This window comes from Longitalea arenae (assembly GCF_016924755.1).
Classification (GTDB): domain Bacteria; phylum Bacteroidota; class Bacteroidia; order Chitinophagales; family Chitinophagaceae; genus Niastella; species Niastella arenae.
Window position 1 is genome coordinate 94,854 of sequence record NZ_JAFFJX010000018.1, and the last position, 17,498, is coordinate 112,351.

Here is a 17,498-nt window from a genome sequence, read left to right on the forward strand (position 1 = left end):
CTGCGCGAGTGAGACGTCCATGACATCATTTTCAAATCCAGCTGCGGATCTGAAGATGTTGGCCTGGTAAGTTTCATCTGGCAAAATGACAATAAAAATGTTCAGATGAAAAAATGGATGGGGGTGCTGGCACTGATAGTAGCCAGTGGTGTTGCTTTTACGGGAGTACTGACCGACGGCGACTATGAGCCGGTTCATATTCCGCCCAGCGCACAACGCACTGGGGGCGATGCACAAAAAGGATACGAATACCTGACTACCGGTGATTATGTGAAAGGCGGTATGCCTTATAACATCTGGATCCTGGGTATGGGTAAGAACAAAACCAATTACCTGGAACGAACCGGCAAAAATGCCGATATCTCACACGAATATACCGCCGTTACCGCCAACAACGGCGAAATACTCGTAGCTCCAAATTGCATGCAATGTCATGCACAGGTCTTCGACGATAAACTGATCATGGGCTTAGGCAATACTTTCATTGATTTTACCGCCAACGAAAAGCTCAACGTGAACCGGCTTAAAAAAGTGGAAAGCCTGCTGAAACTTACGGCGCCCAACAAATACAGGGCCGCCAAACCGTTTATCGACGTGGCCAAAAAGATCAGTCCTTATCTGATCACCGAGATCAGGGGCGTAAATGCGGCCGACCGGCTGGCTGCCGTACTGGTAGCACATCGCGACCCCATCACTTTTAAATGGAATCCGGATGCACAGTTGGATATTCCCGACGGCGTTATTCCTTCGGATGTGCCGCCATGGTGGCTGCTGAAGAAAAAGAACGCTATGTTCTATAATGGATTCGGCCGCGGTGATTTTGGCCGCTTCTTAATGGCATCCAATCTCCTTACAGTAAATGACACAGCCGAATCGCAGGAAGTAGATACCCACATGCCCGATCTGCTGGCCTATATTTATTCGCTGGAACCGCCCAAATACCCGGGCACCATCGATAACACGCTTGCCACAGCCGGAGAAACGATCTTCAATAAGAAATGTTCCGGTTGCCATGGCACCTACGGAGACCATGAAACCTATCCCAACCTGTTGATCCCGCAAGCCATTATTCAAACCGATTCGCTGTTGTACAAGAACAATTATTCAAGCCCGCAGTTTGTGAACTGGTTCAATCAAAGCTGGTTCACTACCGGCGATCATCCCGCCCGGCTGGAGCCATTCATGGGTTATATTGCGCCACCACTCGATGGCATCTGGATAACAGCACCATTTCTGCATAACGGATCCGTACCAACGCTCGAAGCCCTGCTCAACAGTGATCTGCGGCCAAAATACTGGGGCCGGAACTTCGACAAACCGGAATATGATTATGAGAAGTTAGGCTGGAAATACACCAAAGAGCAGGCGCCCGGCGGCAAGTCCATTTACAATACCGACCTGCCAGGCTATGGCAATTATGGACATACCTTCGGTGATAAATTAACGGAAGAGGAAAGAAAGGCGGTGCTTGAGTATCTGAAAAAATTGTAGAAGCAAAAGATTATAGGCAACCGCTAATGTACGTGTAATTACAGGTTGCTGTAACCTGTATCCTGCAACTTGCAACGGATAATTGATCTCTGGCATTTTTGCGGCAGGCTGAAACCTTGGTTAATAAAAAACTCCCCGCATAGCGGGGAGCCTGTGTGCAAAAACCCTCGTAATACATCATTTGATCAGTTTTTCGAACGAAGTATGTTCGCCTGCTTTGATCTGCAGCAGATAAGAACCGGTGGGCAGCGCCGACAGATCACTGATGACAATGGTATTTCTGCCCAACATTCCTGTATGTTGTTGCTTTCGTACCAATCGGCCACCCGCATCGAACAGCGCCACCTGAATTTTTCCGGCTTTCTCCAGTTGCATACTTATTTGCAGGATCTCTGTAAAAGGATTAGGGAACACCGCCTTGCTGGGCAATAAAGTATTCCCTGTTTTTACCACTACCATATTGGTGTAATACATATTTCCATCCAGCGCTGTTAAACGAACTCTGTAAAAAACAGTGCCGCCAACAGCCGGAGCATGCATGTACACATAAGGTGTGGACCAGTCATTAGAGCCGGCAGCCGTCATTTCACCCGCAGGGCTAAAGAACCGGCCATCCCGGCTGTATTCAATGGTAAAGGAACGTACATCGGTTTCTGCGTAAGCAAGCCAGTTCAGTTGTACCTGGCCGTTATAGTAAGCAGCCTGCAAGGGTGAAAGTCTTACGGGCAGCACCGTGCAGGCATCGGGATTGGCCATGGTGGGCGTGTATGTACTTGTATCGGCGGCGGCCAGGGAAGTATTCACCGTCAGGTGCTGGGTAGTGCCCGGCAAATTCTGATTAACAGTTAACCGGTTGGCTCCGTTAATGCCGCTAATGGTCTGGTTATTATTTACCCCACCGGCTACATGTAAACTCCCGTTTCCGCGTATCACGCCATTGTTGCTCAGTGCACCGCCTATTCGCAGCTGCGCATCGCTGTTATTTATTCTAAAGTTATCGCCATTGATCGTATAAGAGCCATTCACCACTACCAACCCTTCATTGCGGGTGCCGATGGAACTGGTTATACTGCCGGTAACCGTGATCTCCCCCAGATTAACCAGGGAATCGATGCTGTTACCGCTGCTGATATTGTTATTCCCACCCCGGAAAACAGCTATGTTTTGGTTATAGAATGTACCCGAGATGTTAATATCCCCCATGACATTTACCCGGCCCCGGTTATTGATGGTCGTTCCGCTGCTGGTAGTGAGGCTTTGCGAAAAATGCAAAACGCCATTATTGGTAATGACCGCATTGCTGCCAAGATTGGTGCCCTGGCTGAAGGTCATGGTGCCACAGGCGGTATTTGACACGGCGATGGTATTGTTCTGGTTCCAGTTGCTGGCCCAGGTGAAGCTGCCGCTATTGGTGATGGCAGCGCCATTGTTCAGTGACACGCTATTCATCACTACAATACCATTATTCGAAAGGCTGGCCGAAAAGCTATTGGCCTGGTTAGGTGCAAGGCGTCCGCCTGCCTGTACCTGGATGGTTGATCCTTGGTTGGTATTCAGGTCACCGGTATAGTTACCGCCGTTGGCCACAACCATGGTAGCCCCGTTATTCAATTGAATGGAACCGCTAAAACCGGTGGTGATACATACGGTTTGGCCATTGTTATAAGTACCGGCAGTATTAACAATACTGCCTGCGGGGCATTGAGCGGAAACCTGCCGGATGGTACATACCACCAGGCTCATCACCCATATCCAACGGATACAGGTGCGGGTACGAAAATGCGATTTCATGCGGGTCGAGGGTTGAGTTGCGCGCACTAGTCAACCAATCCCGGGCCAGATCATGAAAATTTTATATCCGTTCACCTTGCCATAAGAAGGAATCCTCCCGAATTAGCTGTATTTAATACACTTAGAACCATGTATTATTTTTAAATAAATCCACTTAGTCAACTGGTATAAACATGTAATAAGCGGTAGTCAATTCCCATTATTGGAGCAATTCTTCCAAAATAGGGAAACCGGCACCATCCCTGAAAGGCGGAAGGCAGAAGGCCGAAAAATCACTAAATTACCACCCAAAGGGAAAGGCAGCCGGGTAAGCATAGGGCTTTCGGTTTGCCCCTGTGTTATGAGGCTTCAAACTACTACCGGATATAAGATCATTGGTGACTGGCTGGCAAACAAAGGCCTCCATCCTTTTACATTCCAGGAAGAGACCTGGCAACATATTATTAATGGAAAAAGCGGACTGGTAAATGCGCCTACGGGCTGCGGTAAAACCTTTTCCGTTTTTTTAGGCGCCCTCATCGACTTCATCAATCACCATCCTGATAACTGGAGATCAAAAGCTAATAATGGATTGCAGTTATTATGGATCACGCCCTTGCGCGCCCTGGCCAAAGACATTGGGCGGGCCATGGAAGAAGTTATCAATGAGCTGGGCATGGCATGGAAGGTGGGCATCCGCAATGGCGATACTGAGATCAGCGAACGGCAGCGCCAAAAGCGCCGCATGCCCGAAGTATTGATCATCACGCCCGAAAGCCTGCACCTGCTACTGGCGCAAAAAGGCTACCCGGCGGTCTTTGAAACCCTCAAGATCATGGCCGTTGACGAATGGCATGAATTGATCGGTTCTAAAAGAGGGGTTCAGGTAGAGTTAGCCGTCTCGAGACTTGCCGGTTTGAGGCGGCCAAAAAACCGGCAGTTAACCAACAGCGAAGAACACGGAAGGGAGGATGGTACATTGCCGATTGCCCATTGCGCATTGCAGGTTTGGGGCATCTCGGCAACCATCGGCAATCTCGATCAGGCGAAAGAGGTACTGCTTGCTCCGGTATTATATAATGCCCCGGCAACAGGCGGGCAGCGTGAAGAAAGAAATGCTGATCAGCCGGCTGACGGTACAGATGCTGCGGCCGCCGCCACCGTGAAAGCCAATATCCGCAAAGACGTGGTCATTGAATCCATCATTCCCGATGAAATTGAAAAATATCCCTGGGCCGGTCACCTTGGGCTCAAACTCATTCATAAAGTACTACCTATATTAAACAGCAGCCGCACTACCCTGATCTTTATAAATACCAGGGGTATGAGCGAGCAGTGGTACCAGGCCCTCTTAAATGCAGCGCCCGACCTGGCTGGCGCCATTGCCCTGCACCATGGCAGTATTGAACAGGAATTGCGCATCTGGGTAGAAGAAGCCCTGCACACTGGCCGGCTGAAAGCGGTGGTGTGTACGGCCAGCCTTGACCTGGGAGTTGACTTTCGACCGGTGGAAACCGTTATACAGGTAGGATCGCCGAAAGGCGTTGCCCGCTTTTTACAACGTGCCGGCCGAAGCGGCCACAGTCCGGGCGACGTAAGCAAGATCTATTTTCTGCCCACCCATTCACTGGAGCTGGTAGAAGCCGCTGCCTTAAAAAAGGCCGTGGAAGAAACCTTTATTGAAAGCCGCGAACCCATGCTCCTGTGTTTTGATGTGCTGATCCAATACCTCAGCACCCTGGCTATTTCAGATGGGTTCCGCCCTGAACTGCTGTTTGATGAGATCCGGTCAACCTATTGTTACCGCGAACTTACCCACAATGAATGGATGGCCATCCTCGAATTCATTACAACCGGCGGCAACGCATTGCAACAGTATGATGAATATAAAAAGATAGAGATCATAGACGATGTATACCGCATCACCAGCCGCCGGATAGCGATGCGGCACCGGATGCATATCGGCACCATTGTAAGCGAAGCCATGATGAAAGTGAAATTCATCAGTGGTGGATTTATCGGGGTAATAGAAGAAGGGTTCATTACCCGGCTCTCACCCGGCGAAGTATTTACCCTGGCGGGGCGCAACCTCGAGCTGGTGACCATCAAGGATATGACCGCACTGGTCAGAAAATCAAATGCAAAAAAGTCTATTGTACCAAGCTGGCAGGGCGGCCGCATGCCATTGAGCGCCAATTTGGGCAAGAAGCTGAGGGAAAAGTTTGAAGAAGCCCGGGATATGAAACCGGAGGCCGGAAGCCGGAAGCCGGGGACCGGAGCTCAGAAGTCCCATTCACCATTGACCATTCGCCATTCGCCAGATATTGAACTGCAGGTTTTACAACCATTATTCACCCTTCAGCATCAACTCTCCCATGTTCCGGGGGCCAATGAACTGCTGATTGAACAAATTGAGACCAAAGACGGGTATCACCTGTTTGTGTATCCATTCGAAGGCAGGCTGGTGCATGAAGCCATGGCAGCGATCCTGGCCTGGCGCATCAGCCGGATAACGCCCATAACATTTTCATTTGCCATGAATGATTATGGCTTCGAACTCCTGAGCGATCAACCGATCCCGGTAGACGATACCAATGTGTATGAGTTGTTCACCGCCGATCATTTAGTTACTGATATACAACGCAGTGCAAATGCAACAGAAATGGCGAAACGAAAATTCCGCGATATAGCCGTTATTGGCGGATTGATCTTCCAGGGTTATCCGGGGGAGCAGAAAAAAGCGCGGCATTTACAATCTTCCGCATCGTTGTTATTCAATGTATTTTCAGAATATGAGCCCGGCAATTTACTATTACGCCAATCTTACCAGGAAGTATTCGATCAGCAGATGGAAGAAATACGACTTCGTAATATGTTGGAACGCATCCGGGGATCGAAGATCATAATTACTTTTCCACAGCAGTTAACCCCCTTCTGTTTTCCGATAAAAGTGGATAGTATGCGGGAAAATCTAACATCGGAAAAACTCGAAGACCGGGTGAAAAGAATGCAGGCGCAGCTTAACCAATAAACAATAAGCAATTTGAAATTGATAATTGGCAAAGCAGGTTGCATTCAAGTTATTGGATGACAGTTGCCTGTTACCGGTCACCAGTTACCAGGCCTTGAATGCGATCATTCTACCTGCAGTCGAGCGCTCTGATTTTTTTGCCCGGCAACCGGGACCCGGCAACCGGTAACAATAATTTTCACCATCACGATCTTATCCACAATGTGTCTCATATAGGGAAAAGATAAATGATAAAAAGAAAAATACCTGCCTTTTAATTGCCGTACCGGTAGCACGCAAAAAAAGCAGGCATAGTAAATTTTACACACAGCTCTAACCAACAACGTTTAATACTTTCAGAGGAACTTAGGTTTGTGATAAGGCTCTGAAAAAGATTCCATAAGCTAGGGATTAATACGAGCCAAAACAGCCAGGCCTTTCCCAGGAATTGATACGGGTACGCTGTTTTCAAAGGTTTACAGATGATGCAGGGAATGGATGAAAACGTGTTTTTACAGGGTCAGTGTATTGACTAATTGAGTAAAAGGCTAAAAAAAGTTGATTGACATTGGATTTCGCCGGTATTCATTGGATATTAGAATGACTTTTGGACGGTTGAATTAAAGGACTCTGGACGATACGAGGTTGCCAATCCCCGTCAATCAACTTGGCACCAAAAATAGCTGTGGATAAGAATGTGAACAAGAGAACAATTGCCCTATTTTATTTATTCGGTTTTTACCCGTCAAACTAGTAATATTCACATACCAATAGGGTATGATATACATTTAGCCATCGTAAACTTACCCTGTAATTTGTTTTACGTATATTCCGAAATAGTATAATTTCGTAAAACTGCTATAGTATTTGTCACGAAAATTTAAGATTTTGGGGGCGAAAATTGAAGTAGTGTAAACAGACATTTTCAATCCCTTATCTTATTAAAAAATACAACCCGCATGAAAAAACCTGACACCGAAGGCGTTATTAAAGTAGCTATTGCCGACGACCATGCCCTATTCAGGGCCGGCGTTCGTACAGCCCTGGCTGCTAAAAGGGACGTAGAGCTCATCGCCGAAGCCGACAACGGCATGCAGCTGCTGAACCTGCTCAGACACATTGAACCAGACATTATTTTACTGGACATTCAGATGCCTATTATGGATGGCATTCAAACACTGCCTGAGATTCGCAAACTTCGGCCAGAAGCAAAAGTGATCATTCTTTCCATGCACAATGATCATTCAATGATCAGTAAACTCATGGAGATCGGTGCCAATTCTTACCTCACCAAGAACTCCGATTCGGAAACCATTTACCAGGCCATTAAAACCTGTTATGAACAGGAATTCTTTTTTAATGAGCTTACCAACAAGGCTTTACTAACTGGTTTGCGTACCAAACGCACAGATGTAGCCGGACCACAGGATGTAAACTTATCCGAAAAAGAGATCAGGGTCTTAAAGCTTATGTGTGAAGAAAAGACCACCAAGGAAATTGCTGATATCGTTGAGATCAGCCCCCGTACCGTTGAAGCCATCCGCGACAAACTCAAAACCAAAACCGGCGCCAAATCAATGGCCGGACTGGTTATGTATGCGGTGAAAAACGGCATTATAGATCAGAACGTGTGATTTGATCTTTGTTCATCAGTAACGCTGTTCCATCAGTCAAATGTCTGTAAATCCGTTCCGGTTCCATCGGAACGGATTTTTTTTGCTCACCCCATCCGCAGCTTCGTTTGTGCCCCCTCTTGGCTGACTACACTTAGCGGATTTGGTCTGCCCTTTAATTGCCTTCTGGCTAACCCCAGAACCGGGTTCGCTTCGCACCAGCTCCGGTAATATCCCGTACTTATTTCGTACATGTTCCGTAGATGTCCCGTATATAAGCCGTTCCTATTAAGATACGGGACATCTACGGGAAACGATTGGAAGGCCTGGCGTACATCAACAACTCATTAGCGGACCAGGGGCGAAGCAAATACGGCTAAGACCCGAACCCGCCCTGTCTTAATTGGCATTGTTATATTACATTCTTTCCGGAACTTCACCAGATGAACAGCTGGTTGTTTTATAATGAAGCGATTATCCCCGCAGACACTCCTATCGTCTCCGCGGGCAACCGGGGACTGCGCTTTGGCGACGGCTTGTTTGAGACCATTAAAGTAGTAGATGGGAAAATGCCCCTGTTCGACCTGCATATGGAGCGAATGAACCATGGACTGGAACTATTACAGATGCAGCTGCCCGAACATTATACGCCCGATTATCTTATCCAGATCATCTTGGATCTCTGCAGCCGCAATAATTTGGAAGGGGCAGTGCGGGTGCGAATCACGGTCTTCCGCGGGAATGGCACCTTGTTCAGCGCCGAGGAACCACATGCATCGATCATTGTTCAGGCCGAACCGCTTTCCAGCGATTACCTGGCCCTGAATGAGGTAGGTTTAACCATTGATGTTTGTGCAACCGTACAAAAAAGCGTTGATCAGTTGGCCAACCTTAAATCAAACAACTACCTGCCCTATGTAATGGCTGCGCAATATGCCCGGCAACATCAGTTGACTGACTGCCTCGTACTGAATACGCATGGCCGTATTTGCGATGGCACCATTTCGAATGTCTTTTACATTCATCAGAACAGCATTTATACACCTCCTTTAGCTGAAGGCGGTGTGGCAGGGGTCATGCGAAACTATTTATTGACGGCTCTGCCCAAAGCGGGTTATACAGTACATGAAAAAATATGTACCCCCCAGGACCTGGAAGCCGCCAATGAAGTATTTCTGACCAATGCGTTGTATGGCATCAGGTGGGTGGGCCGGTTTGGGAAGAAAGTATATACGAATAGGCTGGTTGCAGACTTGCATAAAAAATTTGTAGCCAACGAACAATAAGCAATAGACAATAGGCATGGGTAAAAAGAAACGATTCAGTTGTCCATTGCTTATTGCCAATTTCCCTTAGCAACCGCAAAAAACTTCATTTAAAAGATCAAACAAGCGATTAATATATTCTGGCTACGCCGTGATCTAAGGTTACACGATAATGCGGGGCTTTATCATGCCTTGAAAAGCAATCATCCCGTATTACCCATCTTCATTTTCGACACGAATATCTTAAACCAGTTGCCGTCAAAAACGGATCGCCGGGTTGAATTCATCCATAACACCCTGCGTGCGCTTCAACAGCAACTGGCGGAACTGGGAACCTCATTGCAAGTATACCACGACACCCCAATCAATGCTTTTAAAAAGCTGATCAAAGAATACCATATCGAAAAAGTATTCACCAATCACGATTATGAACCCTATGCCCGCGAACGGGATGACAGTATAGCGGCCTTACTGCAGCAACATGCCATTGCATTGCATACCTACAAAGACCAGGTGATCTTTGAAAAGAGTGAAGTGATAAAAGATGACGGACGGCCTTATACCGTATTCACCCCTTACAGCAAAAAATGGAAAGCCAAATTGGATGACTTTTATATCAAAAGCTATCCCACCGAAAAATACACCGGTAATTTTTACCAGCAGGCAGGCAAAGAGATTCCCTCATTAAGATCAATCGGTTTTACAGGAACAGGCATTCCCTTTCCACCGGTAGATATCGATGACCGCATTATTGAGCAATACGATAAACTCCGCAATTTCCCGGCCATTGAAGGCACCAGCCATGCAGGTATCCACCTTCGTTTTGGCACTATCAGTGTACGGCAACTGGCGCAAAAAGCGCAACAGCTCAATGAAACCTTTCTGACAGAACTGATCTGGCGCGATTTCTTTCAAATGATCCTCTGGCATTTTCCGCATGTGGGACAGGGGAAGGCCTTTAAAGCCGAATATGACTTTATTAAATGGCGCAATAATGAAGATGAGTTTGCCCGCTGGTGCGAAGGCAATACCGGCTACCCCATCGTAGATGCGGGCATGCGTGAATTAAATGCCACCGGTTTTATGCACAATCGCGTGCGGATGATCACCGCTTCCTTCCTGGTCAAACATCTACTCATCGACTGGCGCTGGGGCGAAGCCTATTTTGCTGAAAAGCTGCTGGATTATGAACTGGCCAGCAACAATGGCAACTGGCAATGGGCTGCCGGCTGCGGTTGCGATGCAGCGCCCTATTTCCGCATTTTTAATCCCCATGTACAAGCTAAGAAGTTCGATGGGCAACTGCAATATATCAGAAAGTGGGTACCCGAATATGAAACGCTCAGCTACCCGCAACCGATAGTTGATCATGAAATGGCGCGCAAGCGTTGTTTGGAAACCTATAAAAAAGCCCTGGACCGCTGAGCTTCAGATAGCGGCATCCGGTGCAGCCCATATTTGCAATTTTCTCCTGAGATCGATGCGCCCGCTTTGGAAGCATCGGCAAGCAAACCGTTTTTTCGATAGCTTTGTCCATCCTTTTTAAAACAGCCATGGAAATAACCACCGAAGTCCTGGAACTGCGACCTTACCTTTTCAAAATAGCATACAGTATGCTTGGCGAAGTGGAAGAAGCCGAGGATATTGTGCAGGACGTATATGAAAAATGGATACGTACAGAACATGTGAGAACGCCTAAAGCTTATATGGCCCGCATGACTGTCAATAATTGCATAAAACGCCTCCATGAGCTGAAACTGATGAGAGAGACCTATACAGGCACATGGCTGCCTGAACCATATATTAGTTTTGAAGCTACCGCTGATATGCCTACAATAGAATATGGCCTGCTATTCCTCCTTGAAAAGCTTAACCCGGTAGAAAGGGCGGTTTTCATCTTACGCGAAAGCTTTTCAGAGGAGTATAGTTATATAGCAGAGCTGACAGGGCTTTCCATAGATAACTGCCGCCAAACCTTACATCGTTCCTATGACAAATTGGGCCGTAGTTCGCAGCTCCCGATCGATTCTGCAAAACACAATGACCTGTTGGAAGCATTTGTTCGATCTGTCGTTAACCAGGACCGCTCTTCATTGGAACAGCTCCTTCGCAGCGATATCGAGCTTTACAGTGATGGAGGTGGCAAACGAACAACTGCCATTAAACCCATTGTTGGTTTTGATAGAGTTCAAAAATTCCTCTTTGGGGTGATACAGCTGGTGAAAGATCAGGGTGAAGAATATGAGTACATGCCCGTATTTGTAAACGGAGTACCAGCACTGCTGATACTCCGCAGAGACAACCGGGAACTGGATTCCATCCAGTATTTCGAATGGGATAACAACCTTATTAGCCGCATGTTACTGGTTCGAAACCCTGACAAGCTAAAGGTGAGAACAGGATCATAAGGCTTTTTGCCTTTTTCTCATTTTGGCAATGTCACATAACATATCTGAATGCACATTAAGCCCTATGTTGGTAATGTTATAATAAAATTCAGTAGCTGTTATCCAGATGATCTCACATATCGATCGCTCATCATAATATCTAGCCAGTTCGTCGAATAAGTCTTTTTCCATTTTCCGGTCGCGGGCCAGGCGTGTCACAAAATCCAATAAGACTTTTTCCTTTTTGGTAAAAAGGCTGCTGGTCTCATAGGCACTCAGCGCATCGAATTTTGCCTGATCCATGGATGATTCTATGGTTTTAGCCCGCCCGATATCGATACAAAAAAGACAGACATTGATCTCTGCCACTTTTTGCCTCACAAGCATAACTGTTTCGGCTGGTAACTGTAATTTTTTATCCAGCTGGCTGATCTTTCCGGCAAATACAGCAAAGCTAAAGGGCAACCTATTCACCATTACCTTTAATGGGGTCATTACCTTGCCTATTTTCTTTTTGGAATAGAAATAAAGGAATTTCGCAAGAAAGCCTTTAGGCTTTTCAATAGGGGTAAGAAATGGAGTGTCCATATGCATTTAATTTGTTCTTACCTATGATCCGGGATCATTCGTTTTGTGACAAGGCGGGAAGAATAATTTTTAAAAAATTTTCCGGTTGCTATAAAAAGAAAAAAGGCTGTCTTCTCATTGAAAAGACAGCCCTGGCCCCTTGAAGGCATCAGATCCCATAAAACAAGATCAGATTAAAATATTTTTTAATGCTGGGCCATTCTAATGGCGGTACTGCGCAATTTATAATAGTAATCGTCGATATCCTGGCCACCTTTGAGCGTTAAAGCAGAACCATAATGATCTGTAGCATCAGCATAAGTAACACAGGCCCTGTCGTATTTACTGCCCGATGCCCGGGAAGAGAACCAGGCTTGCAGCACGATCTCGTTCTTGCTTATATAAATGATCTGACCGGTAGAATCGCATTTGATCTTTTGTTTGGTATCCCGTTTACCATTGATCAGTTCTTTGTAGATATTGATCTCCGATGCGTCGGTAATAGTTTCAGCAAGTGTATCACCGTGATTAAAGAACTTCAGCTGGATCTTATCCACATCCTTTAACAGGTCTGCAAAATATTTTTTGCCTTTGTTCTTGTGGGTGATGCTGCTACAGGAAACCAATGTTAATAAGGCGAAACCAAGGGAAACTTTTTTCATATAATTACTTTTACAGTGCGGCACTGCTGACGCCCGCATACAAATCAATCGCCCGGTTCAATGTACATCGCCGGGGATTCAGCAAAGGATATACCATATTTAACCCGGTTGCAAAAAGATCTCTTTTTCACGGGTATTTACGTTCTTCAATTGTTTGTAAATATCCAAAAAAGTATTTACCGCCGCTTTGCCGTCGGGTCCTAATTGCAGGGAATAGTTATTCACATACAGATCGATATGTTGCCGCATTACATGTTCGCTCATTTCCTGTGAATGTTGTTGTACATAATCGGTTATCTGCGGGTAATTTTTGAATGCGTATTCAAGGCTCCGTTTAATAAGGGTATCTACTTTTTGTTGCAGGGCCCTGTCAATACTTTTCTTTATTACGATGCCGCCGAGCGGAATGGGGTTACCGGTTTGTTGTTCCCAGTATTCGCCCAGGTCAACCAGTTTATGCAATCCCCTTTGTTGATAGGTGAAACGGTTCTCATGAATGATAACACCGGCATCTACCTGTTCATTCAACACGGCATCTTCAATGGCAGAGAAGATCATGAATTTCTTCTTCGTAGCCTGGGGATAAGCCAGCGAGAATAACATGTGTGCAGTAGTGTGTTCTCCCGGAATGGCAATGGTCATATCATTTACCGCTTTGGCATCAGCACCTGCCTGTTTCGTTATTAACAAGGGACCTACGCCTTTTCCCAGGGCGCCACCCGCATTCAAAACGATATATTTATCGAGCAACAATGGCAATACGCCATAACTGATCTTGGTTATATCGAGCCGGCCCTGCAATGCCCATTCGTTCAGCGTTTGCACGTCTTCCAGCACGGGTTCCACGGTTAAACCTTCCGTATCGATTTTATTATTTACCAGCGCATCAAAGATGAAAGTGTCATTGGGGCAGGGGGAGAATCCTAACGTTAGCGTCATTGGTTTTAAATTCTTTGTTTGTACTTCTAACAATAATTTACAGGTTACAAGTTGCAGGTTACAGGTTTGTTTTTCCTTGCAACCTGAAACCTGGAACATGCAACGCATTTTTATATACCATCATGTTCTACAATTCACCAGACACCATTTTTATCAACTTTTCATTCAATAACTGGATCGCTTCCTTCATCTTCCATTTCGATTTATCGCGTTCGCCCACAAAATTCGATACGGCGCGCAATTGTAAATATGGGATTTTTTCCATCAGTGCTATATAATGAAAAGCAGCGCCTTCCATGGATTCAACAACCGGCTGATACTTTTGTTGCAGCTGCTGAATGCGAACCGGGCGTGTACTGATCTCGCTGATGGTAACCGCTTTTACCAGGGGCAGGTTGAACCGTTGCAGTAATTCAAGATGTTCATTCACCAGGCTTTTGCCCGTATAGGGATCGCTGATTTGCGGAAGCCCCATATCGAACACATCTTTAAACTCATCATTCTCTTCTACGCCCAGATCGCCGGTCACTTCTTCCTGCACTAGCACAAGACTGCCGGGCGGGTATTTGTCGGAAAAACTGCCTCCTACGCCTGCCTGGATAAGCAGATCAGGACGCTTTTTGCCGATCGTTTTGGTGAGCCAGTAAGCGGTGCTCATACTGCCGATGCCGGTGATCAGCAACTCGAACTTATTATTGCCGATCAGTAAATTCTGGTCGGCCAGATAATTGATCGTGGGCTGAATTTCAAGATTGGTAGCGGCTATTAATAGAATCTCCATACTGCAAAGCTAAGGGCCTGATCGCAAATAGAATATCCCGGTTTGAGACGGATTAATCCGGCCTTGTCGGGATGGGTACCACTATAAACCGCAGATATATTACCTTTGCGGCAAATTTTCAGGACAACAATGGTGTATCTGACTCGTGTTGAACATTTTAATGCGGCCCATAAACTGTATAACCCCCAGTGGAGCAAGGAGCAGAACGAGATCGTTTTTGGCAAATGCGCCAATGAGAACTGGCATGGTCATAATTACGAATTGTATGTTACCGTAAAAGGCCGGCCCAGTGCCGACACCGGGTTTGTATGTGATGTAAAGGAACTGAGCCGGATCATCAATACATATGTTATTGAACAATTGGATCACAAGAACCTGAATGTGGATGTGCCATTCATGAAGGATCAGCTTTGTTCAACCGAAAACCTGGCTATTGCCATCTGGCGACAGCTTCAACCTAATTTACCAGCCGGGGTGCAATTACATGGCATCAAACTCTATGAAACACCCCGCATTTTTGTAGAGTATTTTGGCGAATAGCCGTTAAATACCCCGAACAATCACAACACCAACCTGTTATAATTGGTGCTTTAGGCGTTAACACTTGTATTTTAATAACATGAGCAAGAAAGTAGCTGTTTACCGAAAGGAACATTTTAATGCGGCTCACCGCTTATATAATCCTGCCTGGGATATGGCTAAGAACGATGCCGTGTTTGGAAAATGCAATAATCCCAGTTTCCATGGGCATAACTATGAATTAATAGTAAAGGTGACCGGTGTACCTGATCCGGAAACAGGTTATGTGATGGACTTGAAACTATTAAGCGACCTCATCAGGGATCATGTGCTGGAAAAATTTGATCATAAGAACCTTAACCTGGATACGGAATATTTTAAAACGCTGAACCCAACGGCAGAAAATATTTGCCTGGTGATCTATGATCTCTTGCGTGAAAAGATTGATCCGCAGCTCGACCTGCAGGTACGATTGTATGAAACTGAAAGAAATTTTGTGGAGTATCCGGCATAGCAGCAACCCATCATTCTCAGCTATCGTTACACGTTGCATACTTCAGCATTAAGATATATAAACTAAATCAACGGAAATGGCCTACAAAAAAATTGATCACTACAACGATAAAATCATGCCGGAGCTAATACACCATTACCGCGAAACACTGTCGTTGCTGGGGGAAGATCCTGAAAGGGAAGGTTTGGTGAAAACACCGGAAAGGGTGGCGAAAGCGATGCAATTCATGATGCAAGGTTATGAAATGGATGCAAGGGCCATTTTAAATTCAGCCAAGTTCAAGGAAAGTGTAAGTGAAATGATCCTGGTGAAAGATATTGAACTGTACAGCCTGTGCGAGCATCATATTCTTCCTTTTTTCGGAAAAGCGCATATAGCTTATATTCCTAATGGATATATTACAGGCCTTAGTAAACTTGCCCGGGTGGTGGATGTATATGCCCGGCGCTTACAGGTACAGGAACGGCTGACTACACAAATCCTCGATGCCATAAAAGAAACCCTGCAACCCCTGGGCGTAGCAGTGGTCATTGAAGCATCCCACCTTTGTATGATGATGCGGGGTGTGCAAAAACAAAATTCGGTGACCACAACATCGGCTTTCTGGGGCGAATTCGAGAAAAACGAAACGCGCAGTGAATTTACCAAATTAATTTCCAGCAAATTACATTAACGAATACGGAAGGCCGGAGGCTAAATTGGGCTGGAAAACGGAAGCCGGATGTGAGAAGACCTTGATGTATTACCTCACTTCAGACTTTAGATCTCAGCCATCGAACTTTGATATCGAATTTCAAACTGCTGATTTCAGATCTCAGAATCTTGACCTCAGACTTCCTACTTCTTTTTTGGATAGTTAAAACCTTTGTGGCATTTTTGTTTTTTAAACCCCTTTTTACATTATGACACATGCTTTTGTGTTCCCCGGCCAGGGTTCTCAGTTTCCGGGGATGGGAAAAGAACACTATGAAAACAGCGCTTTTGCAAAAAGATTATTTGAACAGGCAAATGAGATCGTGGGGTTTCGTATTTCGGACATCATGTTTAACGGCACTGAAGAAGATCTGAAGCAGACCAGGGTAACCCAGCCCGCCATTTTTCTTCATTCCGTTATTGCCTTTAAAAGTATTGATAATGCACGACCTGAAATGGTTGCCGGGCATTCACTGGGTGAGTTTTCGGCTTTAGTGGCCAACGGTGTATTGAGTTTTGAAGATGGATTAAAACTGGTAAGCGTACGGGCGCAGGCCATGCAAAAAGCCTGCGAGACCAATCCTTCTACCATGGCAGCCGTATTAGGCCTCGATGATGCCAAAGTAGAAGAGATCTGTGCCCAGGTACAGGCAGAGACCAATGAAGTGGTAGTTCCGGCTAATTATAATTGTCCGGGCCAGCTCGTGATCAGCGGTACCATTAAAGGCATTGAAGTGGCAATTGAGCGGCTGAAAGCAGCTGGCGCCAAACGGGCACTGGTATTACCGGTGAGCGGCGCATTCCACTCCCCCTTAATGGAGCCTGCCAAAGCTGAATTGTCGAAGGCGATAGAGGCCATTACATTCTATCATCCCAATTGCCCTGTTTATCAAAACGTTGTGGCAAAAGCCGTTGGCAATAAAGAAGATATTAAACAAAATCTCATCGATCAGCTCACAAGTGCTGTTAAATGGACCCAAAGCATCAAGACCATGATCACTGATGGCGGCACCCATTTTACAGAATGCGGTCCGGGTAAAGTGTTACAGGGGCTGATAGGCAAGATCGACAAAAAAGTAACTACTGATGGCGTTAGTTAAAAGAGGCTGCCAGGCATAAAGGCAACAAGTAAACTGCCTGGCTGATCGTAACCCACAAGCTATCGAGTAGGAAGTAAGGGATTACTTCCCTTACTGTCCTCTCACACCACCGTACGTGCCGTTCGGCATACGGCGGTTCATTAAACATAAACAGTTTTAGGAAGGCTTTACAATGTCTGTTAGACTA

The 17,498-nt window shown here is 46.0% G+C and carries 15 protein-coding genes; 10 read left to right on the forward strand and 5 right to left on the reverse strand.

The window, feature by feature from the left end; all coding sequences use genetic code 11:
* The first annotated feature begins 105 nt into the window (after nt 1-105).
* Entirely contained in the window at nt 106-1,491 is a 1,386-nt protein-coding gene (locus JT717_RS24555; RefSeq protein ID WP_205513691.1) for a c-type cytochrome, read from the forward strand.
* 177 nt (nt 1,492-1,668) lie between these two features.
* Here JT717_RS24555 and JT717_RS24560 read toward each other — a convergent pair whose 3' ends face one another.
* The gene (locus JT717_RS24560; protein WP_205513692.1) at nt 1,669-3,282 is read right to left on the reverse strand and encodes a T9SS type A sorting domain-containing protein; all 1,614 of its coding nucleotides are present in this window, start codon (nt 3,280-3,282) and stop codon (nt 1,669-1,671) included.
* Between the two features lie 340 nt (nt 3,283-3,622).
* On the opposite strand from JT717_RS24560, the gene JT717_RS24565 reads away from it, so the two are divergent.
* From JT717_RS24565 to JT717_RS24585, 5 genes are all read left to right on the forward strand, one after another.
* Nucleotides 3,623-6,292 carry a ligase-associated DNA damage response DEXH box helicase gene (locus JT717_RS24565; RefSeq protein WP_205513693.1) on the forward strand — a complete coding sequence of 890 codons (2,670 nt, stop codon included), beginning with the start codon at nt 3,623-3,625 and terminating at the stop codon, nt 6,290-6,292.
* Between the two features lie 938 nt (nt 6,293-7,230).
* Nucleotides 7,231-7,905: a response regulator transcription factor gene (locus JT717_RS24570; RefSeq protein WP_205513694.1), complete on the forward strand. Its 675-nt coding sequence runs from the start codon at nt 7,231-7,233 to the stop codon at nt 7,903-7,905.
* Between the two features lie 422 nt (nt 7,906-8,327).
* Entirely contained in the window at nt 8,328-9,170 is an 843-nt protein-coding gene (locus JT717_RS24575; protein WP_205513695.1) for an aminotransferase class IV, read from the forward strand.
* A gap of 114 nt (nt 9,171-9,284) precedes the next feature.
* Nucleotides 9,285-10,574: a cryptochrome/photolyase family protein gene (locus JT717_RS28915; RefSeq protein WP_369411747.1), complete on the forward strand. Its 1,290-nt coding sequence runs from the start codon at nt 9,285-9,287 to the stop codon at nt 10,572-10,574.
* A 104-nt stretch (nt 10,575-10,678) separates the two neighbouring features.
* Nucleotides 10,679-11,557 (forward strand): sigma factor, encoded by an 879-nt coding sequence (locus tag JT717_RS24585; protein WP_240348404.1) that lies wholly within the window; start codon nt 10,679-10,681, stop codon nt 11,555-11,557.
* Here the strand turns inward: JT717_RS24585 and JT717_RS24590 are convergent.
* The 4 genes from JT717_RS24590 to mqnB form a co-directional block, all read right to left on the reverse strand.
* The gene (locus JT717_RS24590; protein WP_205513696.1) at nt 11,552-12,124 is read right to left on the reverse strand and encodes a carboxymuconolactone decarboxylase family protein; all 573 of its coding nucleotides are present in this window, start codon (nt 12,122-12,124) and stop codon (nt 11,552-11,554) included. The two genes, JT717_RS24585 and JT717_RS24590, sit on opposite strands and share 6 nt — an antisense overlap.
* A gap of 185 nt (nt 12,125-12,309) precedes the next feature.
* Nucleotides 12,310-12,765 (reverse strand): hypothetical protein, encoded by a 456-nt coding sequence (locus JT717_RS24595; RefSeq protein ID WP_205513697.1) that lies wholly within the window; start codon nt 12,763-12,765, stop codon nt 12,310-12,312.
* Nucleotides 12,766-12,864: 99 nt separating this feature from the next.
* A complete protein-coding gene (locus JT717_RS24600) occupies nt 12,865-13,704 on the reverse strand; it encodes a 1,4-dihydroxy-6-naphtoate synthase (protein ID WP_205513698.1) in 840 nt (279 codons plus the stop codon).
* A gap of 127 nt (nt 13,705-13,831) precedes the next feature.
* On the reverse strand, nt 13,832-14,485 hold the full coding sequence (mqnB, locus tag JT717_RS24605; RefSeq protein ID WP_205513699.1) for a futalosine hydrolase: 654 nt from the start codon (nt 14,483-14,485) through the stop codon (nt 13,832-13,834).
* 129 nt (nt 14,486-14,614) lie between these two features.
* Between mqnB and JT717_RS24610 the strand changes: the two genes are divergently transcribed.
* From JT717_RS24610 to fabD, 4 genes are all read left to right on the forward strand, one after another.
* Nucleotides 14,615-15,025: a 6-pyruvoyl trahydropterin synthase family protein gene (locus JT717_RS24610; RefSeq protein ID WP_205513700.1), complete on the forward strand. Its 411-nt coding sequence runs from the start codon at nt 14,615-14,617 to the stop codon at nt 15,023-15,025.
* A 79-nt stretch (nt 15,026-15,104) separates the two neighbouring features.
* Nucleotides 15,105-15,518, forward strand: a complete 414-nt coding sequence (locus JT717_RS24615; RefSeq protein ID WP_205513701.1) for a 6-pyruvoyl trahydropterin synthase family protein — start codon at nt 15,105-15,107, stop codon at nt 15,516-15,518.
* A 76-nt stretch (nt 15,519-15,594) separates the two neighbouring features.
* Nucleotides 15,595-16,191 carry a GTP cyclohydrolase I FolE gene (gene folE, locus JT717_RS24620; protein ID WP_205513702.1) on the forward strand — a complete coding sequence of 199 codons (597 nt, stop codon included), beginning with the start codon at nt 15,595-15,597 and terminating at the stop codon, nt 16,189-16,191.
* Between the two features lie 229 nt (nt 16,192-16,420).
* Nucleotides 16,421-17,311 (forward strand): ACP S-malonyltransferase, encoded by an 891-nt coding sequence (fabD, locus tag JT717_RS24625; protein ID WP_205513703.1) that lies wholly within the window; start codon nt 16,421-16,423, stop codon nt 17,309-17,311.
* The last annotated feature ends 187 nt before the right edge of the window (nt 17,312-17,498 follow it).

Excerpts from the sequence above, each read along its gene's own strand:
- JT717_RS24575 (WP_205513695.1), top strand. The coding sequence starts at position 8,328 with ATGAACAGCTGGTTGTTTTATAATGAAGCGATTATCCCCGCAGACACT.
- fabD (WP_205513703.1), top strand. The coding sequence starts at position 16,421 with ATGACACATGCTTTTGTGTTCCCCGGCCAGGGTTCTCAGTTTCCGGGG.
- JT717_RS24610 (WP_205513700.1), top strand. The coding sequence starts at position 14,615 with ATGGTGTATCTGACTCGTGTTGAACATTTTAATGCGGCCCATAAACTG.
- JT717_RS24595 (WP_205513697.1), bottom strand. The coding sequence starts at position 12,765 with ATGAAAAAAGTTTCCCTTGGTTTCGCCTTATTAACATTGGTTTCCTGT.
- JT717_RS24570 (WP_205513694.1), top strand. The coding sequence starts at position 7,231 with ATGAAAAAACCTGACACCGAAGGCGTTATTAAAGTAGCTATTGCCGAC.
- JT717_RS24600 (WP_205513698.1), bottom strand. The coding sequence starts at position 13,704 with ATGACGCTAACGTTAGGATTCTCCCCCTGCCCCAATGACACTTTCATC.
- JT717_RS24615 (WP_205513701.1), top strand. The coding sequence starts at position 15,105 with ATGAGCAAGAAAGTAGCTGTTTACCGAAAGGAACATTTTAATGCGGCT.
- JT717_RS24565 (WP_205513693.1), top strand. The coding sequence starts at position 3,623 with ATGAGGCTTCAAACTACTACCGGATATAAGATCATTGGTGACTGGCTG.
- JT717_RS24590 (WP_205513696.1), bottom strand. The coding sequence starts at position 12,124 with ATGGACACTCCATTTCTTACCCCTATTGAAAAGCCTAAAGGCTTTCTT.
- folE (WP_205513702.1), top strand. The coding sequence starts at position 15,595 with ATGGCCTACAAAAAAATTGATCACTACAACGATAAAATCATGCCGGAG.
- JT717_RS24555 (WP_205513691.1), top strand. The coding sequence starts at position 106 with ATGAAAAAATGGATGGGGGTGCTGGCACTGATAGTAGCCAGTGGTGTT.
- mqnB (WP_205513699.1), bottom strand. The coding sequence starts at position 14,485 with ATGGAGATTCTATTAATAGCCGCTACCAATCTTGAAATTCAGCCCACG.
- JT717_RS24560 (WP_205513692.1), bottom strand. The coding sequence starts at position 3,282 with ATGAAATCGCATTTTCGTACCCGCACCTGTATCCGTTGGATATGGGTG.